The sequence below is a fragment of the Mucilaginibacter paludis DSM 18603 genome (assembly GCF_000166195.2).
Classification (GTDB): Bacteria; Bacteroidota; Bacteroidia; order Sphingobacteriales; family Sphingobacteriaceae; genus Mucilaginibacter; species Mucilaginibacter paludis.
On record NZ_CM001403.1, the window covers coordinates 6,123,215 to 6,141,213 of the forward strand.

Consider the following 17,999-nt stretch of genomic DNA (forward strand, 5'->3'; position numbering starts at 1 on the left):
CGATTATTATCTACTCATCACACTTTGCCAAGTGCGGCTTCTTCATCTCCTAATGTTGGATTGTATTCAAAATATTTTTCTAAAAACATCCAGCCACCTATCGCAATGGCAGCGCAAATAACAAACAACGCGATGTATACCGGAGTACTTACCAATTGGTTTAGCGAGTCGGTGTTTTTGAAGGCCGAGCTAAGTAATATTGAAAATAGGTTGTTCGCAAAATGAATCAACATGCCTGGAATAATAGAGTTGGTTTTCCAGTACATCCATCCCATCAATAAGCCACCCAAAAATGCAGGTATGGCCTGCCACGGATTTAAATGAACTAAGCCGAAAATGGCAGCCGATACAATGATTGCCTTTTGTGGTGAATAGTTTTTGAGCAAACCATTTAAGATAATCCCCCTGAAAAGAATTTCCTCCAAAATAGGGGCAGCCACAATACCCATGATTATTGTAAACAGGTTTGGGTCACTGAGCTCGGCAAATATCTTTTTCCATTTATCAGACATTGGCCATAAAATATTTATTGGAGCTGTTAATACTGGCATGGTTAATACCATTACTACACCAACTACTATTGGTATCAGCGCCACTTTGTTCAATTTTATTTTATAACTTATTCCTTCAAACTGTTTTATCTTTTTTAAACCAACGCCTATTACACCCAAAATTGCGGCGCTATAACTTAGCAATGTTATTAATGAGCTTGTTGACTTATCGGGATGGTCTGTAGTTTTTATTATAATTAAAGGTATGGCTGTAACAACTGAAAACAGTAAAAAGTACAAGCCCAATCCCATGGACTGTTTAATGTTGGGATAATTAACCTGTTCAGCCAGGCATGGTTCAATATCTTTTACTTCTTCATCAATTAGCATGTACGTATATTTTATTCTTTCAATGCCAAAACTTTAAAATCGTTAATAAGGCAGAGGAAGGAAGTATCAAGCGAAAAAGAAAATATCTGAAGCTATAGTTCAATCCCACTTTATAACTGTTCAACCTACCAACTTTCCAACGAGATCCCTACTTCAGCACCTCAACCCATTGCCCTTTTGCCAAGGCGCTGATGGAAGTATTGTACATAGCTTCGCAATAAGCTGGCGGTTGATAAAACCTGCCTAAGTAAGCGGCGTTCAGCATCACAAAATAAGTTGCCTCTTTGCCTTCAGTCAAACTGAAATAGGTATTTACCCGGTCGTCGCGAATGTCACGGTAATCGGATGGTGACGATTTAAAAGCTTCGTCGTTGTTCATCATCCGGGTATTGAGGATCTCCCAGCCCGAAGGGAAGATCTGCGAAAGCGCCATGTTATCATAACGGCCCCGTTTGCCCGGATTTTTGATATTAACCTGGGCCACAAAATCTGTCCCCTGTTTTATTTTTGAAGGATCGGTAGGTATGCCGTTTAACGTAAAATAGCTGATGCACATCTGCAATACATCGGGGTTATCGATGGGGGGCACGTCCTCACCTGTAACAGGCTGCCCTTGTTGGATGAGCCTCAGGTACAGTTTGTTCTTCCCATTGTTTTGAAGGGTAACCTTACCCGATTGCGCTTTAACCGGCAGCGACCAGAGATACGAACCTGAATTAACACTGGCCTTAGCGCCGTTTACCTGGTAGTTGAACAACAACTTGCTTCCCGATGCATTTTTACCGCAGTACTCGGCAATGGCTACCAAGCTGTAGGCGGTGGTTTGGGTACTGTACCAGCTATCCTGAGATAAGCGTGCGGCAACCGTACGCAATAAACCGGAGGCTTGGGCGCGCTGGCCCAGCAGGGTTAAGGTTTCCAATATCATGGCTTCGTCGCGCAGGTCGGAGCCGTAGGTGCCAAACAGCGTATAGTAGGGCTTGATGGTAGTGAGCAGGTTGGAGATCATCCTTAAACCCACTTCGGGCTGCCCGGCCAGTTTGTAAGCTGCCGCGAGCCTCCATTTAGCCTCCAGGCTGATGTAAGGGAACTCTTTAAGCCTGTTCATGGCGCCTAACTCAGGCGCATGGGCCAAAGCCAGCAGGTAAAGCCGATAGGATTGTACCAGGTCGGCACCATAAAAGCTGCGCGAATCCGGCGCCCATGATAGGGCCTTTTGCCGCTGATAGTTTTTCCAGTGTTCAATAAATCCGGCAGGCAAAGCATACCCGGCAGCTTGCGCGGCCAACATAAAATGACCGGCATAGTTAGTTCCCCATTCGTCCGCTTCGGCTCCATCGGGCCAGTAACTCAAGCCTCCGCCTGTTACCTGGAAGCCGTTAAGCTTGTTAATCCCGGCCTTAATATTGCGGTCGGTAATGGCTTTTTGGTAGGATGACAGATCTGTTAACTGGTTTAAATAGAGCTGTGGAAATACTGCCGATGTGGTTTGCTCCACGCATCCGTGCGGATATTCTATCAGGTAGCTTAAGCGTTTGGCCAGGTTTAACGCAGGTATGTTGGAAGCCTCAAGTGTGGCTTTATTGGTTCCGGCCATGCCGATGGCCGCGTACGGAACGCTCCATGAGTCACCGGGTGCCAGTTCCTTATCCAAAATTTTTGTAATAGCAGGGTTGGGGTTGCGCACATTCAGTTCCACATCATAGGTAGCTTTTTCGTTTCCGCTTTGCGCGATGATCTTTACTTTACCCACACCGATAAAGTTTTTAACATCCAGATCAAACGTAACCATCTGTTCGCCCGGTTTGGCAAAGGTGATGGTTTGGCGGTTGTTTGCGGTTGTGAGATTGCTGAACGCATTCGATTGTATCTGTAAGGTAACCATTTTTACGTTGTTCTCCATAGCAAAAACCGTAACAGGCAGCTGCACCTTCTCTGATGGACCTAACACGCGGGGCAGGGTAGCCAATATCATTAACGGCTTTTTAACCGCTACGGCCTTATCGGCAAAACCGTAACCGCCCTGGTGGCCGGCAATAACCATCGCTTTAACCGAGCCGATGTATTGCGGCAGGGTAAAGGCATGCGTTTGTTTTTCGCCGGCGTTTAAATGGTAGGGCCCCATAAATTTAACTACAGGCTTAAACCGGTTTACCGATACATTTTTGTTGGTTGAACGGCCTCCGGCATCACCGCCTATACTGAGTATCCGTTCCAGATCGCCGCCAAAGGCGCCAATTACATAGTCAAACAGATCCCAGGTTTTTACGCCCAGCGCCTCGCGGGCGTAAAATGATTCGTGCGGATCGGGCGTTTTATAATTGGTAATGTCCAGCAAGCCCTCGTCAACAATGGCTACGGTATAGGTCATCTCCTTGCCCGAAGCCTCGGACACCGTAATGGCCGACCGTGTTTCCGGCCGGATTTTATCGGGCATGGTAATTACCGGCTTCAATATCGTAGCCGGGTTTTCTACCAGCAGCGGTATAGCGCCATACATGCGGATGGGCAGGTCGTTCACCGTTTGCGAGTGCGGCTGTAGCAGCGTTACATTCACAAAAACGTTCGGCGCCATCGTTTCGTCAACCTTAAAGTGATATTGCGTTTCGCCTTTTTCGGTGTTGATCCAATCGGTTTTTAACACCCGAGTGCCGTTTTCAAAGCTGATTAAGGCCCGGCCATTGGCCATAGTGGGTATGGTTAACACGGCTTCTTCGCCCACCTTATAGTTGGGTTTATCGGCAGTGAACGATAGCATAGCAGCTTCCGTAGGGTTATCCTGCTGCAGGCGCTGCGCGTAGTTCGGCCAGTCGATATAAATAATTTTGCCGGTGGTATGGCCTGTTTGTTCATCCTTAACCCTCACCAGGTACCGGCCCCATTCCGGCTGATTGATCTGCATTCCCCATTTACCGCGTCCGTTGTTCAGGGTAACAGTTTCGGTTTTAATCAGCTTATTGTATTTATCCTGGGTAAAGTTGCTCATCTGGTCGCCGGTATTATCCCACCACCAGCGCCATTGTATTTTATAAAGTTCTACTTGTACGGTACGCCTGCCTTGTATCAGGTTGCCCTTGGTGTCCACATCGGCAATATCAAAAGTGTGTAATTGCCCGGTATACAGCATCCCCGTAAGGGCATTCCCTTTTTCTGCCTTAATACCCACATAGCCCGGGTATACGTTATAAGGCATGCTCACCTGGTTAATGCTGAAATTGCCGCCAGGTTCAAAAACCTTCACCATAAAATTGGCTCGCAACTGGCCCGGTGCTTGTTTTTCTACATTGATATCGGCATCAACAGATGTATTGCCTTCGGCATCTAAACGGCCGTCAAACACATTTTGCACCTGGGTGTTGAAGGCCAGGGTAGGGTCGTCAAAATCGTAATCGTCAAAGTTTTTAAAGGCTGTTTTTTGCGAAGTAAGGTAAGCGTCAACCTTGGCCTTTAAGTTTTGGGCTATGCCGCCAAACAGCCATTTGGCATTTAAAGTGCCTTTGGTGTTACTGCCTTTGGTTAGCTCGGTTTGGTTGCCAAAGCTCAGGTTGAGCTTTAAGCGGTTAGGCATAATGGTCTCTATCTTGATATTCTTCTCAAACGTAGCGCCGCCAACTTTAATCTTAACCGTCCAGTTGCCGGTAACATCGGATGTTTGAGTGGCTAAATGGAAGCTGTAAAAACCATCAACCGATTTGGTTTGCGTAGCCGTGGTATACAACTGGCCCATCGGGTTGTAAAAATTCATTTCTACGGGGTGGTCTGGCGGCAGCTTGTTCTGCTTATCTTCCAAAATAAACGATACATAAATACTATCGCCCGGCCTCCAAACGCCACGCTCGCCATAAATAAAGCCCTTGATGCCGCTTTGAACCTGCTCGCCGCCCACATTAAAACGGGTGAGGGGTAATGAGCTGCCGTCGTCCAGTTTTAAATAGCCCCGCTCATCGCCATGTTTGGCAACTAATAAGTACGGTTTCCGTTTGATGTCGAATTTGGCCAGTCCGTAAGCATCGGATGTTGCTTTGGCTATAACCTGTTTCTGGTAATCCAGCAGGTTAAGCTCAATGCCCGACAGGGGTTTGGCTGTTAAAATATCGGTAGCGATAACCACCATGCTGTTATCGGTGCCGCGTTTGGCAATTAAACCGATGTTTGAGGCGATGATATTGCGGATGGCCCATTTCTCTTTAGTGAAGTATGACTCGGTGCAAGGGTTATCGCGGTCGCTCCAGTTATAGCCTATCGGATGGTAGCTGTCGTAGCGCGACCAAAAGCTATCGTCCTCGTCACTTAACGACGAATTGCCGCTGCCTTCATAGTAATCACCCTCATAACCTTCTTCGTCATCGCCGGTATTGGTTTTAACCGGGCCGCCGCCCTTGCAGCTGTATAGCGAATAATCTTTACGGAAACCGATAATTACCCGGTATATTGCTCCCGGCTCGGTGCGGAGCAGCTTATCGATATCCAACATAAACCGCGTTTTTTTGTTGAGGTTAACGGATTTATCGCCGTCCAGCCTGATTGTTTTTTGCACAATGGGCTTGCCTACGCGCCTCAGCTCATTGTCGCCGTTAATATCATTGGTTTGGAAGTATTGCGGTACATTGTCTTCGTAGATCTTGATGATGCTTACATCAACCGCATTGAGGTTAACGGCCTCAAAAGGCATCATCAGTTTGCCCGAACTTGGTAATATTACGCCCTTGCCGGGGATGGTTACTGCCGGGAGTTTGTTTTCAAAAAACACATTGGCAGTATAATTCTTTTTTATTTTTTGGTGGGATATGTTTTCAACGCCCTGGTTTACAAATGAAGTATAATTGCCATCCAGCCGCTCAGAAGCGTAAACCTTTACCGTACTCCCTTCAATGGTATAAGCAGGTTCGGTGGTGTTGCTGATACCTATCAGGCCGTTCAGCTCCTGCCCAACCATGATAGCGTCAGAAAACTGGACCAGCACATATTGTTCCTGATCCTGCACGGCGCGGATATTGAGCACCCTGAAATCGCCTATGGCGGGTATCTCAAATTGTTGCGAGCCTTTTTTATCCACATTGAGGGCGTTGCCATCCCATGTTACCGTTACCGGGTTAACCCCGTTGGACAATCTTGTCAGTTTACCTATCGTAAAGGTATGGGTATGCGTATAGGGGTTATGCTGCCAGCTGATGTGTACATCCGAAGCAAAATTGACGCTGATCAGTTTTTCAATTTTTTCATCTTTCTCAGCATCTGAGGTTTGGATGGCACCTTCCAGTTTCATTTGGGTGGTTGAGGTGCGGGTAGCGGTTTGCAAACCGTTAAAAGTAACCGTAAAATCGGGTTTAATGGTTTGAAAGGTAAACTCAAACTTTTGGTAGTGAGCGGGCACATCAATCACTTTACCTAACTTAAACGATGCGTTGTACTGCTTATCCGCGTCGAGCGCTTTCTCAGGCTTAAATTCTATTGTGCGGGCATCAACCCAGTAGGCCTTGCCCTTAACAGAGGGCGAGAGCTCAAAAATGCCGTTAGGCAGGGCCTCGTTTTGTACGTGTGTACCCTGCACCTGGTTGGCCAGGCGGATACGGATGCTGCTTTCTTTAGAGATGATACCCGAGGTATACGATTCGATATACTTGCTGAAGGAGGAATCTACAGTGGTTATGCCCTTATGGTGCTGCAGGGAATAAGCTACTAAGCCAACTAAAACCAGTAATAAAATGGCAGGCAGAATGCTCGCTTTGCTAAAAAGAGAGCTTTTAGGTAGTTGCATGGAGGCGATGATTTTATGATGAAAATTATAAAAATAATATCATAAAGTACTTCGCCTGAAAAAATATTTATTGAGGCGTTTTTTGCGGAATTAAAGAATCATTACTCCCGGTTTATTAAGTACCGGAAGCTTGATGAAATTAGAGTCGATAATGCTTTCGGGAAGGAAAATAAATTTTTTATCGTAGATGTTTTTGCCGATGTAATAGCTGAGCCAGTACTCGTTATTGAGGCCAAAAGTTTCTTCGTCAATAGGTTCTATCAATACAAAGGCCTTGCTTTCAACCTTAGGGAACATGTGGCGCAGAACGGATGTTTTTACGGGCTCCCCATTTTTCTCCCCATATCCTTTGGAGGTGATCAGCACATTTTCAATAGGCTCATTTTTAAGATTGATGAGGTATACATACCAAATTTTAGTTTCAATATTTTCGCGCTCCAGCGCTACTGCAATGGCAATATCTACAACTCTGTTTTCGGGCAAATCTTTTTTCATAACTCAATAAAACAGGGCGTTATGGCAACCCTTATCACACTATTTTTTTACCGCTTTGGCTTTTGCTTTTTTTGCAGGCGCTGCTTTAGCCGGAGCAGCCTTTTTAGCACCAAACTTTCCGCCTTTTTTAGGTTCTTTTTCGGCAATGGCGGCTAAGGCTTTGCAATCCTCAAAAGTAAGGGTTAAAGGGTCCTTATCCTTGGGGATTTTAAGATTTAGCTTTTCAAACTCAATATATGGGCCCCATCGGCCGTTCAGTATTTTTACTTCCGGGTTTTCATCAAATACCTTGATGAGCTTTTCGGCATCTTTTTTGCGTTTTTCTTGTATAATTTCTATAGCCTGCTCTTCCAGCACATCCAAAGGATCAATCCCTTTAGGCAGCGAGTAAAATGAGCTGTTATGGCGTATGTATGGGCCAAATTTGCCTATGGCTACCGTCATGTCCTTATCTTCAAAAAAGCCTACTTTTTTGGGTAGTTTAAACAGTTCCATGGCCTCGTCCAGCGTAATGGTTTCCATCATCTGGCCGGTGCGTAAACTGGCATAAACCGGTTTTTCCTGCGGTTCGGTTTCTTCTTTGTTTTCGCTTTCGCCTATTTGCACAAATGGACCGTAGCGGCCAATACGTACAGATACTTTTTTACCCGTTTTAGGATCGATACCCAAATCGCGGCCACCGTTTGCTCTGTCGGCATTTTTTGTAGTGGTTTCTACTTCTTCATGAAATGGGGTATAGAACGAGCGGATCATCTCTGTCCATTCTTTTAATCCCTGTGCAATTTCGTCAAATTGTTTTTCAACGCTGGCGGTAAAGTTAAAATCAACAATGCCGTTAAAATGCTGCACCAAAAAGTCGTTAACTACGGCACCAATATCGGTAGGGAAAAGTTTGGCGCGTTCAACGCCTGTATTTTCAGTTTTTTCTTCTTTTTTTATCTGTCCGTCGGCCAAAGTAAGCACACGGAAATTGCGGGGCTTGCCGTCGCGGTCTTCCTTAACCACATAGCCGCGGTTTTGGATGGTAGAAATGGTAGGAGCGTAGGTTGACGGACGACCGATACCCAATTCTTCCAGCTTTTTAACCAGGCTGGCCTCGGTATACCTTGCCGCCGCACGAGAGAAACGCTCGGTAGCGGTCATTTCGCGCAAGGCTAATAACTGGCCTTTAGTTAATGGAGGTAAAATAGCGTTGTCTCCATCCTCAGAAACTTCTTCTTCCTCGTCGACAGATTCCAGGTAAACCTTCAAAAATCCGTCGAACTTCATCACCTCGCCATTGGCAACTAAATCTTCACTCCGGGTAGATATGCTGATTTTGGCTACTGTTTTCTCAAACTGAGCTTCACTCATTTGCGATGCGATAGCCCGCTTCCAGATCAACTCATATAAACGCTTTTCCGATGGATCGCCGTCGGTAGTATGGTTCTCAAAAAATGTTGGCCTGATGGCTTCGTGAGCTTCCTGCGCCCCGGCAGATTTGGTTTTATATTTACGTAACTGATGATATTTTTCGCCGTAGGCGGATACGATCTGTTTTTCGGCAGCCTGTAATGCGGTATCAGAAAGGTTTACCGAATCGGTACGCATATAGGTTATCTTACCATACTCGTACAGTTTTTGCGCTACCGACATGGTGCGCGAAACCGAAAATCCTAATTTACGGCTGGCTTCCTGTTGTAGTGTTGATGTGGTAAAGGGGGCTGCGGGGCTTCTTTTGGCCGGTTTGGTTTCCAGGCTCTTTACATTAAATGCCGCTGATATGCAATCTGTTAAAAACTTTTCGGCATCTTCCTGCTTGCTGAAGCGCTCGGGCAATTCCGCTTTAAAGGAATCTCTCCCTTTGCCAAAAAGGGCTATGATGCGGAAAGCCGCTTCCGCTTTAAATTTATTGATCTCGCGCTCGCGGTCAACAATTAACCTCACGGCTACCGATTGTACCCGACCAGCCGAAAGTGATGGTTTTACTTTTTTCCATAAAACTGGCGAGAGTTCAAAACCAACCAACCTATCAAGCACGCGGCGTGCTTGCTGGGCGTTTACTAAATTATAATCTATTTTACGTGGGTTCTCGATAGCTTTTGTAATTGCCGATTTGGTAATTTCGTGGAAAACAATGCGTTTGGTGGTTGCATCCTTTAATCCGAGTGTATCAAATAAATGCCATGATATGGCTTCTCCCTCGCGGTCCTCATCGGACGCGAGCCATACCATTTCGGCCTCCTTAGCTAATTTTTTTAATTCGCTTACTATCTGCTTCTTATCAGCCGGAACCTCGTATTTCTGTTCAAAGTTATTCTTAATATCTATGGCATCTTCCGATTTAACCAAATCGCGGATATGGCCGTAGCTCGACTTAACGGTAAAGTCTTTGCCAAGGTACCCTTCAATGGTTTTGGCTTTCGCCGGAGACTCAACTATGAGTAAATTTTTAGCCATTTAACAAGTTTTTTCTGCAAATAAAGCATAAAGTAAGTGAAACACAAACTTTAGTTTTGGTACGATAAAAGAAATTACAGCTTATTTTAAAGCTATCCGGATGCTGCTCAGATTAAAAATCCGCCGCCTAAAAGGTCGTCACCCTCGTAAAATACAGCAGACTGCCCCGGCGCAATGCCCGAAACGGAATGATGAAAATCAACCTTCATGTGCTCGCCAATTTGTACAATATTGCTAAGCATGCCGGCGTCTTTGTATCTTATTTTAGTGGTGGCCTCAATAGGCTCGGTAATGGTTTCGTATTTAATCAGGTTAAGGTTGCGTACCCAGGCTTCGCGGCGTTCCAAATCTTCGGCGGTGCCCAAAACAACGGTATTGCTTTCCGGAAGGATCTGCGTAACAAACATAGGTTGCCCTAAAGCTATCCCAAGGCCTTTACGCTGGCCAATAGTATAAAACGGATAGCCCTGATGTTTGCCTACTACGGTGCCGTCGGTTAATACATAGTTGCCGCCTGATACGCGTTCTTCCAGGTCGCCCACCTTGTGGCGTAAAAACGAGCGGTAATCATTATCAGGCACAAAACAAATCTCGTAGCTTTCGCTTTTATTAGCCAACTCAAGCTGCCCCATATCTTTAGCCATCTGCCTGATCTCTGCTTTGGCGAAACTACCTAAAGGGAACCTGGTACGCGCCAGGTTGCGTTGCGATACCCCCCACAATACGTAAGATTGATCTTTGTTTTGATCGAGGCCTTTAGATATGACGTAACGGCCATTATCGTGCTGGCGGATGTTGGCATAATGCCCTGTAGCTATAAACTCGCAGTCCAGCTTATCGGCACGCTTTAAAAGCGCTTCCCATTTAATGTGCGTATTGCAAAGTACACAAGGATTGGGTGTGCGGCCGGCCAAATATTCGTCAACAAAATTATCAATTACAAAATCGCCAAACTCGCTGCGGATATCAAGGATGTAATGAGGGAAGCCGTAACCCACTGCCAGCGCACGGGCATCGTTAATACTATCCAGGCTACAGCAGCCGGTTTCTTTAGTGTTTGTGCCAGATGAGGCATAGTCCCACGTTTTCATGGTAAGGCCTATTACCTCATAACCCTGCTCGTGCAGCATTACTGCCGCTACCGAACTATCAACCCCGCCACTCATGGCCACTAAAATTCTACCGTGCTTGCTCATTGTTTTTGTGGCTGCAAAAATAGGCATTAAATCAATCAAATAAACTATGCCTTAGTCAGTTTAAGGTAAAGAGTATAATGCACTGGAATGTGTATTGTTGTTAATTGTGGCTTAACTATCGGTTAAATAGTGCGGTGTGTCAATTTTTATGAATTTTATATAATCAATAATTTAAGGTTATCGTCTAAGTCGTCAACGGTAGCTATATCCGCTAATTCAGGCAATATAAAGCAGGTTTTATTTAAATGCTCAATGCATCTTAAAGCTTCGTGCATTAATTGGGCAGTACCCCAGCCAATAATTCTAAATAGTTCTGGACAGAATGCCGTTAAACCCATTAAATAAAAGCCACCGTCTTTAGTAGGTCCCAATACACAGTCAAAATGGTCAAGTTGCCTAAATGCCAGCCTGATAATCCTTTCGTCCAGTTCGAGGCAATCGCTGCCTATCATAACAATGTGCTCATAGCCCATTTTAAATATCTGTTTAAAAGCAGTATTTATCCGGCTTGCCATTACCTTGCCTGACTGTGTTTTTTTATGATAGACACTGTTAGGCCACGAGTCGTTTGTATCGGCCTCTCTATCATAATATAAAAATTTATCGGTACTTAATGATTGGGTTATTTGTTGCGTGTGCGCAAGCATCTGCCGGTATACTTGTAAAGCGTTGTTATCACCAACCGATTGGGCAAGCCGCTTTTTAACCCTGCCCAGGTCGGGATTTTTTATGAAAATAATGATGGCGCTTTTTTTCATGATGTTTTTGATAGTTAGCTAAATATACCACTATGTACGCCATGACACCTACTATTTTAATTAAAAATTAATTTTGTAAAACAACCGTGTTTAATAGTCGGCTGAACTTGAAAAAGTATCATCATAGTTTGCGCAACGAAATCAACTAATCAGAAAAGATTTAGCCTGTAAACCGGTATTGAAAAAAAGGTGTTCGATGTACACTTTGCTTTTTTAAGCAGAAAATATTCATTTAAACTGAAATTTCGAGGTTTTTTAGGTGTAATTTAACTTTTAGTATAATAAAAAAAAACCTGTTTTATTACAAAGTTCCTATTGAAAAAAGCAAACTCTTAATTAGCAAATAATGTAAATAGCATGTTAGTCAAAAATTAACAAAAGTGTTCAAGGGCTATTGCAAAAAACTTATATTCTATAGATTTGGTTAATCCCTTTAAGAAAATGAAGACTTTATCTAAACAACTAACATTTGAACAAAAGTTACAAGGTTTCATCATAGCGATCATCGGCATAGCCGCAATAGTGAACTATTTAATCTAACCAATTATAAACCTAAAGTAACCTTAAGGGTGACTATCGGCCTGATAGTCACCCTTTTAATTTAATCATCTTTTTGTTTTCCGGAGATGGTCCAATGGATATCTTAACGTAGCCTGCGTCAATCATACATCTTTGCTTTCTGCCTCTTACATCTTGCTTCTCTTTTATTAGTTTTGTTCTATGCATAAGCGCTTCTTTATCATTTATTCGGTGTTACTAATTGTAGCCACATCGGCATGTAACCGGGTGATAAAGCCCGACATGCTGATTGGTAAATGGAATTACGTTAAGGTTGAAAACCCGTATTCGCCCAATCCGCCGGATACAGTGTCGGCCCGGGAACTTGCCGAAAAGTCGCCATATATCGAGCTAACATCCAACGGGAAGCTGGTGATGATGTGGGGCGGCAAGTTACTATCTTCTGGCACTTATCAATTGGATAAGGATAACATCATCTACACAGAACATCTGGCCAATGAACAAACCCGGAAGATTTTGTTTTGGATAAAGGCAATTGACGAAAATGAAATTGTTTTTGAGACCAAGGAGGATGATATTGTAAGAGTAAGGGCAAAAAAAGACAAAAAATAAGCTATACCTGATTGATGAAAGCTAAAAGAAAATCGATTGCCATAGATATGGACAACGTAATTGCAGATATTGAAGAGCAGGCCATCATCTGGTACGAACGTGATTTTGGGGTGAGGATAAAGCGTGAGGCCATGCATGGCATACCAGAAGCTGATGCCTTCCCTAATAAACAGGCGGTTTATAATTATGTACACGCTCCAGGATTTTTCCGGACCGCGCCTGTGGTGCCGGGTGCCGTTGAGGCCTTACAAAAACTAATGATCAATTTTGAAGTGTACATCGTATCCGCAGCAATGGAATTTCCGCTGTCGCTGTATGAAAAGCGCGAATGGCTTAGCGAGCATTTTTCCTTTATCAGCTGGCGAAATATTGTTTTTTGTGGTGATAAGAGCGTGATTGATACCGATTACCTGATCGATGACCATCCTAAGAATCTTGATTTCTGTCGCGGTAAGGCCATTATGTTTACTGCGGGGCATAACCGTAACCATCATCAACACACGCGGGTAAATAACTGGGCGGAAGCCGCTACTTTAATGGAGCAGGAATTAAGTATACAGGGTTAACGGAGATGAAATAAATTAAGCACTCCGTTGTTAACTGACTTTAATAGCATATTGATCGCTTACCGATTGATTGATGAAGGTAGTTAAACCCCTCCCTTTTTCGGCAAGGGCTTTCATTTGTTCAATGTTTTCTTCCCCGGCGCTCTGGTAGGTATAGAGGTACACGGTGCCGTCTAAAAATTTAACTTTGATTCGGTCTTCGCCAATCTCATAAGCCAATACGCCAGAATTTACGGTACTTTTATAGCGTTGCATACTCATTTTTGATAAGTTGTAATTGATGAAGGTCTGTGTTTTTCTAAATCAAAATTTGGGTAAATTAGCATTTAGAAAATTTAAGATTAAAATTGTTTTACAAATTAACCATTAAACGCAATTTTTCTATGAAAATTTTATTTTAATAATAAAAAAGGCAGTTGCTTATAATTGATGGTGTTTATCTTTGGTATGATTATATTAGCATATGTTAGTTCGTTTTTTGCTAAGTTTTATTTTATCAGCGATCCTGTTTTCGTGCAAACCCAATTATCAGGAACAAATTTTAGGTGAATGGAAATATGTTGGATTGGGATTTAAAGAAAATGGAATAGAAAGGGACTATAATTCGGAATACAAATCTTTCAAATATAGTAGCTATCAATTTTTTAGAAATGATAGCTGCGAAGAACGTTCACCAGCGTCGGTCTCACGTGGTTTTTATGATTTTAATACCCGGTATAAAGTTGATGGTGATAACCTACGTATTTTTAGTTTAAATGAATGGCGGCGGATGACGATTTTAAGAATGAGCGGCGATACGATGCTTATCGAAAGTCCGGATTTTAAAAAAAATAATCTTTACTATAAATATGTTCGTCAACACTATGTAGACGATCCAAGCCTCAAGTTCGATCAGATAATGGTTTCTTATGGCGCCTGGAGCACCCGAAGTGAATTGTCAATTGATAAATATGGCAGGGTTACCTATTGTCATAACTCATTGAGGCAAGATTACTATTTAACGTCGAAAATTTCTGAGAACGCATTTGCTAAAATTGAACTGGCTTTTGCTAAGGCGAATTTTTTGCAACTAAAAGATCGTTATGAAGATAGTAGCAGTGATAACCTCTCTGTCGAAATAAGTTTAGTAAAGGATGGTAAAATATTAAAAACGACTTATGATATTGATGTGTCCGGTCCGGCAGAATTAATGTGGGCTTACACTCCTTTGTTGGCGATGAAAGGGTACCTCAAAATGGATACTTTGCATCATAATTCAATGTTCAATCATTTCTTTAAATCATTTGCAAATGCTTCCGGTATCCACCGCTTAAGAAGTACAGAAAGCTTTTACTTGTGGAACCTGTTATGGAAAGGTAATAAAGTATCAAAACAGTTTAGCAAAAAATATGATGTGAAATTTGATGGTGACAGTAAAATATTAAATATAGAAACCGATGGGCGGTTATATCGATTTAACATGGAAAACGGGACTAAATATACATACGATATTGGATTTAACTTTATTGAGAGAAATTCAGATAAGATGAAATTTGAAGACAAAACTTCTAATTGATTTGTTAGCGGTTCTTCAATTGTAAAATTTCGACATTGTTTTATTAACTGGCCTCAACTTAATTTATTCTATTCACCATAAATTTATAACTGCAAAATCTTATTTTTAACCCCTCAATACGCATATATAAGTTCATATAGCAAACAAGATTCAAAATGAAAGTTTTAAAATTTGGCGGAACATCCGTTGGCAGCCCCGAACGGATGAAAAAACTGCTGGATATCATAAACCCCGCCGAGCGGCAAATTGTGGTGCTATCCGCTGTTTCGGGCACAACCAATAACCTGGTAGAGATTGGACAAGCTTATCTTGCCGGTGAAAAGGTTAAGGCATCTGCCTTGATAGCTAACTTGAAAACCAAATACGAAAAATTTATACAAGAGCTGTTTGCAAAACCCGAGTACCTGGATGCGGGAAAGGAAGTGATAGACTATCATTTTGGCTTGTTAAGCAACCTGGCTAACGAGGAGTTTACCACCATAGAAGATAAAATTATCCTCGCCCAGGGCGAGTTGTTGAGCACCACGCTTTATTATGTTTATTTACAAGAGATTGGTGTGCCCTCGGTTTTATTACCAGCCCTCGATTTTATGAAAACCGATGAGGATGGCGAACCGGTAATTGATTACATGGCAGAGCATATCGCGCCCCTGTTGGATCAATATCCCGATAACAAGCTTTTTATTACCCAAGGTTATATCTGTCGTAATTCGTTCGGAGAAATTGATAACCTGCGCCGTGGCGGCAGTGATTATACCGCATCCCTGATAGGCGCTGCCATCAGGAGCGAAGAGGTGCAGATATGGACCGATATTGACGGCATGCACAACAATGACCCGCGCATTGTAAAGGGTACTAAACCCATCTCGCACCTGTCGTTTGACGAGGCAGCCGAACTGGCCTACTTCGGTGCTAAAATTTTGCATCCGCAAAGTGTTTTTCCGGCGCAAAAGTATAAAATACCGGTGCGGTTGTTAAATACCATGGAACCATCCGCTCCCGGTACCTTAATTAGTGCCAGCAGCGACCGCAGCGAAATCAAATCTATCGCTGCCAAGGATAACATAACGGCTATCAAGATTCATTCGAGCAGGATGCTGTTAGCATACGGGTTTTTACGCCGTGTTTTTGAGGTTTTTGAACGATATAAAACGCCAATAGACATGATTACCACCTCGGAAGTGGCGGTATCGGTTACCATTGATGATACTACCTTTTTGGGCGATATCACCCGTGAGCTCAATGTATTCGGATCGGTGGAGATCGACGTTAATCAAACTATCGTTTGCGTGGTTGGCGATTTTAGCAGCGAAACACATGGCTATGCGGCCCGCGTTTTAGAAGCCGTAAAACACATACCTTTGCGCATGATATCTTATGGTGGCAGCAGCTATAATATTTCTATCCTGGTGAAAACAGCCGACAAGGTTGAAACCCTCAGGAGCCTGCATAGCAGGTTGTTTTAGCTGGTTAATGGAGTTGATATGGTTTTATGTTTCATAGTCGAATGCCGGCGCAACTTACAGAGATCGATAGCGGTAAGAACAATGCCTTCTAAAAACCACGGAACTATTAACTAATCAATCATGATATCCGGTAACTAAATTATTCATTTAAATAAAAGCACAATGGTACCATGAACTATCAATCATGAACCATGAACCCCAAAAGTATGTTCAATTCCAATACCCTTGCCCGTTTTCAAAATATAGAAACCCCATTTTACTATTACGATTTAAAGCTGCTTAAAGAAACTTTGCAGGCTTGCGCCGATGCATCGGCAAAATATAACTTCCATGTGCATTATGCCATGAAGGCTAATTTCAACCCCCGTGTGCTGGATCTGATCCAGTCGTACGGCTTTGGAGCCGATTGCGTGAGTGGAGGAGAAGTAAAGGCCGCCATTGCGCATGGCTTTGATAAAGGCAAGGTTGTATTTGCTGGCGTAGGCAAATCCGATAAGGAAATTAACGAGGCGCTTGATCGGGAGATATTTTGTTTCAATATCGAATCCGTACAGGAGTTACAGATCATCAATGATCTGGCGAAAGCCAAAAATAAAACAGCCAGCGTGGCTATCCGCATTAACCCCAATGTTGATGCCCATACCCACCATTTTATAACTACCGGTTTAGAAGAGAATAAATTTGGCGTAAATATCTGGGAACTGCCCGCCGTGGCCGAGGCTTTAGCCAAATGCCCTCATCTCAAATTCCTGGGAATCCATTTTCATATCGGCTCGCAGATTACTGATCTGGGTGTTTATAAAAACCTGTGTATCAGGGTGAACGAGTTGCAGCTATGGTTTGAAGAGCGCGGTTTGCCTATCAAAGTATTAAACCTGGGTGGCGGCCTGGGCGTTGATTACCAGCAGCCCGACGCCAATCCCATTTGCGATTTTGAAAGTTATTTTAAAGTATTTAACGATTTTTTAAATGTAAAGCCTAATCAGGAGGTGCATTTTGAGCTGGGCCGGGCCCTGGTTGCGCAGTCGGCAGCCTTGGTAAGCAGGGTGCTGTATGTTAAAAACGGAATCAAAAAGAACTTCCTGATCCTGGACGCAGGCATGACGGAACTGATTCGCCCGATGCTATACCAGGCTTATCACCAGATAGAGAACCTGAGCAGGGGGGAAGAAGCAGGAAGCGAGAGGCAGGGAGCAGGAAGCAGGAAGTTAGAACCAGGAATCGGGAGCCAGGAAGCAGGCAATACAGACTCTGAGCTCCAGACTCCAGACTCCAGACTCAATAGCCCAGGCTCAGAACTAAAATACGATGTTGTTGGCCCTATTTGTGAAAGTACCGATTGTTTCCGGAAGGATGTTGATCTGCCCGAATCATTCCGTGGGGATCTGATCGTGGTGCGTACAGCGGGTGCCTATGGCGAGGTAATGGCATCGGGTTATAATTTGCGCGAACGGGTGCAAAGCGTTTATTCTGAATGATTAACAATAAACCGGAAATAGCGATTTGACTTGGAGGAAATCAGGGTTTCTTGAAATTAAAGCGCCGGAATTATTTGTGACACTTAACTTAATAGTAACGTATAACATACATTAATTTAAATAATTACAGGTAGCTTTATGTATTAAACAATACAAAAGCCATGAGATCATTTTTGAATTTCTTTTTGTTTATCAATACGCTTAAAAAAGCCTTGTTTTTAAAAAGCATGCGCTCTATGTACATGCATTAATTGCGGCGGTTATTTGATTGTATTT

12 protein-coding genes are annotated in these 17,999 nt (G+C 43.3%); 5 read left to right on the top strand and 7 right to left on the bottom strand.

Going from position 1 to position 17,999, the window contains the following annotated elements:
• Positions 1-17: 17 nt before the first annotated feature.
• The 6 genes from MUCPA_RS36410 to MUCPA_RS25695 form a co-directional block, all read right to left on the bottom strand.
• Positions 18-881 (bottom strand): CPBP family intramembrane glutamic endopeptidase, encoded by an 864-nt coding sequence (locus tag MUCPA_RS36410; protein ID WP_008510347.1) that lies wholly within the window; start codon positions 879-881, stop codon positions 18-20.
• 148 nt (positions 882-1,029) lie between these two features.
• Positions 1,030-6,639, bottom strand: a complete 5,610-nt coding sequence (locus MUCPA_RS25675) for an alpha-2-macroglobulin family protein (protein ID WP_008510348.1) — start codon at positions 6,637-6,639, stop codon at positions 1,030-1,032.
• Between the two features lie 90 nt (positions 6,640-6,729).
• Complete coding sequence (locus tag MUCPA_RS25680; RefSeq protein ID WP_008510349.1) at positions 6,730-7,134, bottom strand: hypothetical protein; 405 nt, start codon at positions 7,132-7,134, stop codon at positions 6,730-6,732.
• A 39-nt stretch (positions 7,135-7,173) separates the two neighbouring features.
• A complete protein-coding gene (topA, locus tag MUCPA_RS25685) occupies positions 7,174-9,573 on the bottom strand; it encodes a type I DNA topoisomerase (protein WP_008510351.1) in 2,400 nt (799 codons plus the stop codon).
• A gap of 107 nt (positions 9,574-9,680) precedes the next feature.
• On the bottom strand, positions 9,681-10,769 hold the full coding sequence (mnmA, locus tag MUCPA_RS25690) for a tRNA 2-thiouridine(34) synthase MnmA (RefSeq protein WP_008510352.1): 1,089 nt from the start codon (positions 10,767-10,769) through the stop codon (positions 9,681-9,683).
• 155 nt (positions 10,770-10,924) lie between these two features.
• Positions 10,925-11,527: a TIGR04282 family arsenosugar biosynthesis glycosyltransferase gene (locus MUCPA_RS25695; protein WP_008510354.1), complete on the bottom strand. Its 603-nt coding sequence runs from the start codon at positions 11,525-11,527 to the stop codon at positions 10,925-10,927.
• Positions 11,528-12,247: 720 nt separating this feature from the next.
• On the opposite strand from MUCPA_RS25695, the gene MUCPA_RS25700 reads away from it, so the two are divergent.
• Complete coding sequence (locus tag MUCPA_RS25700) at positions 12,248-12,658, top strand: hypothetical protein (RefSeq protein WP_008510356.1); 411 nt, start codon at positions 12,248-12,250, stop codon at positions 12,656-12,658.
• 14 nt (positions 12,659-12,672) lie between these two features.
• A complete protein-coding gene (locus tag MUCPA_RS25705; RefSeq protein WP_008510358.1) occupies positions 12,673-13,224 on the top strand; it encodes a 5' nucleotidase, NT5C type in 552 nt (183 codons plus the stop codon).
• Between the two features lie 30 nt (positions 13,225-13,254).
• Here MUCPA_RS25705 and MUCPA_RS25710 read toward each other — a convergent pair whose 3' ends face one another.
• On the bottom strand, positions 13,255-13,485 hold the full coding sequence (locus MUCPA_RS25710) for a hypothetical protein (protein WP_233276792.1): 231 nt from the start codon (positions 13,483-13,485) through the stop codon (positions 13,255-13,257).
• A gap of 202 nt (positions 13,486-13,687) precedes the next feature.
• Here MUCPA_RS25710 and MUCPA_RS25715 point away from each other — a divergent pair, with 202 nt between their 5' ends.
• From MUCPA_RS25715 to lysA, 3 genes are all read left to right on the top strand, one after another.
• Positions 13,688-14,779, top strand: coding sequence for a DUF6438 domain-containing protein (locus MUCPA_RS25715; protein WP_008510362.1), 1,092 nt, complete (start codon positions 13,688-13,690; stop codon positions 14,777-14,779).
• Between the two features lie 155 nt (positions 14,780-14,934).
• Complete coding sequence (locus tag MUCPA_RS25720; RefSeq protein ID WP_008510364.1) at positions 14,935-16,245, top strand: aspartate kinase; 1,311 nt, start codon at positions 14,935-14,937, stop codon at positions 16,243-16,245.
• Positions 16,246-16,451: 206 nt separating this feature from the next.
• Positions 16,452-17,723 (top strand): diaminopimelate decarboxylase, encoded by a 1,272-nt coding sequence (gene lysA / locus MUCPA_RS25725; protein WP_008510366.1) that lies wholly within the window; start codon positions 16,452-16,454, stop codon positions 17,721-17,723.
• Positions 17,724-17,999 lie beyond the last annotated feature (276 nt).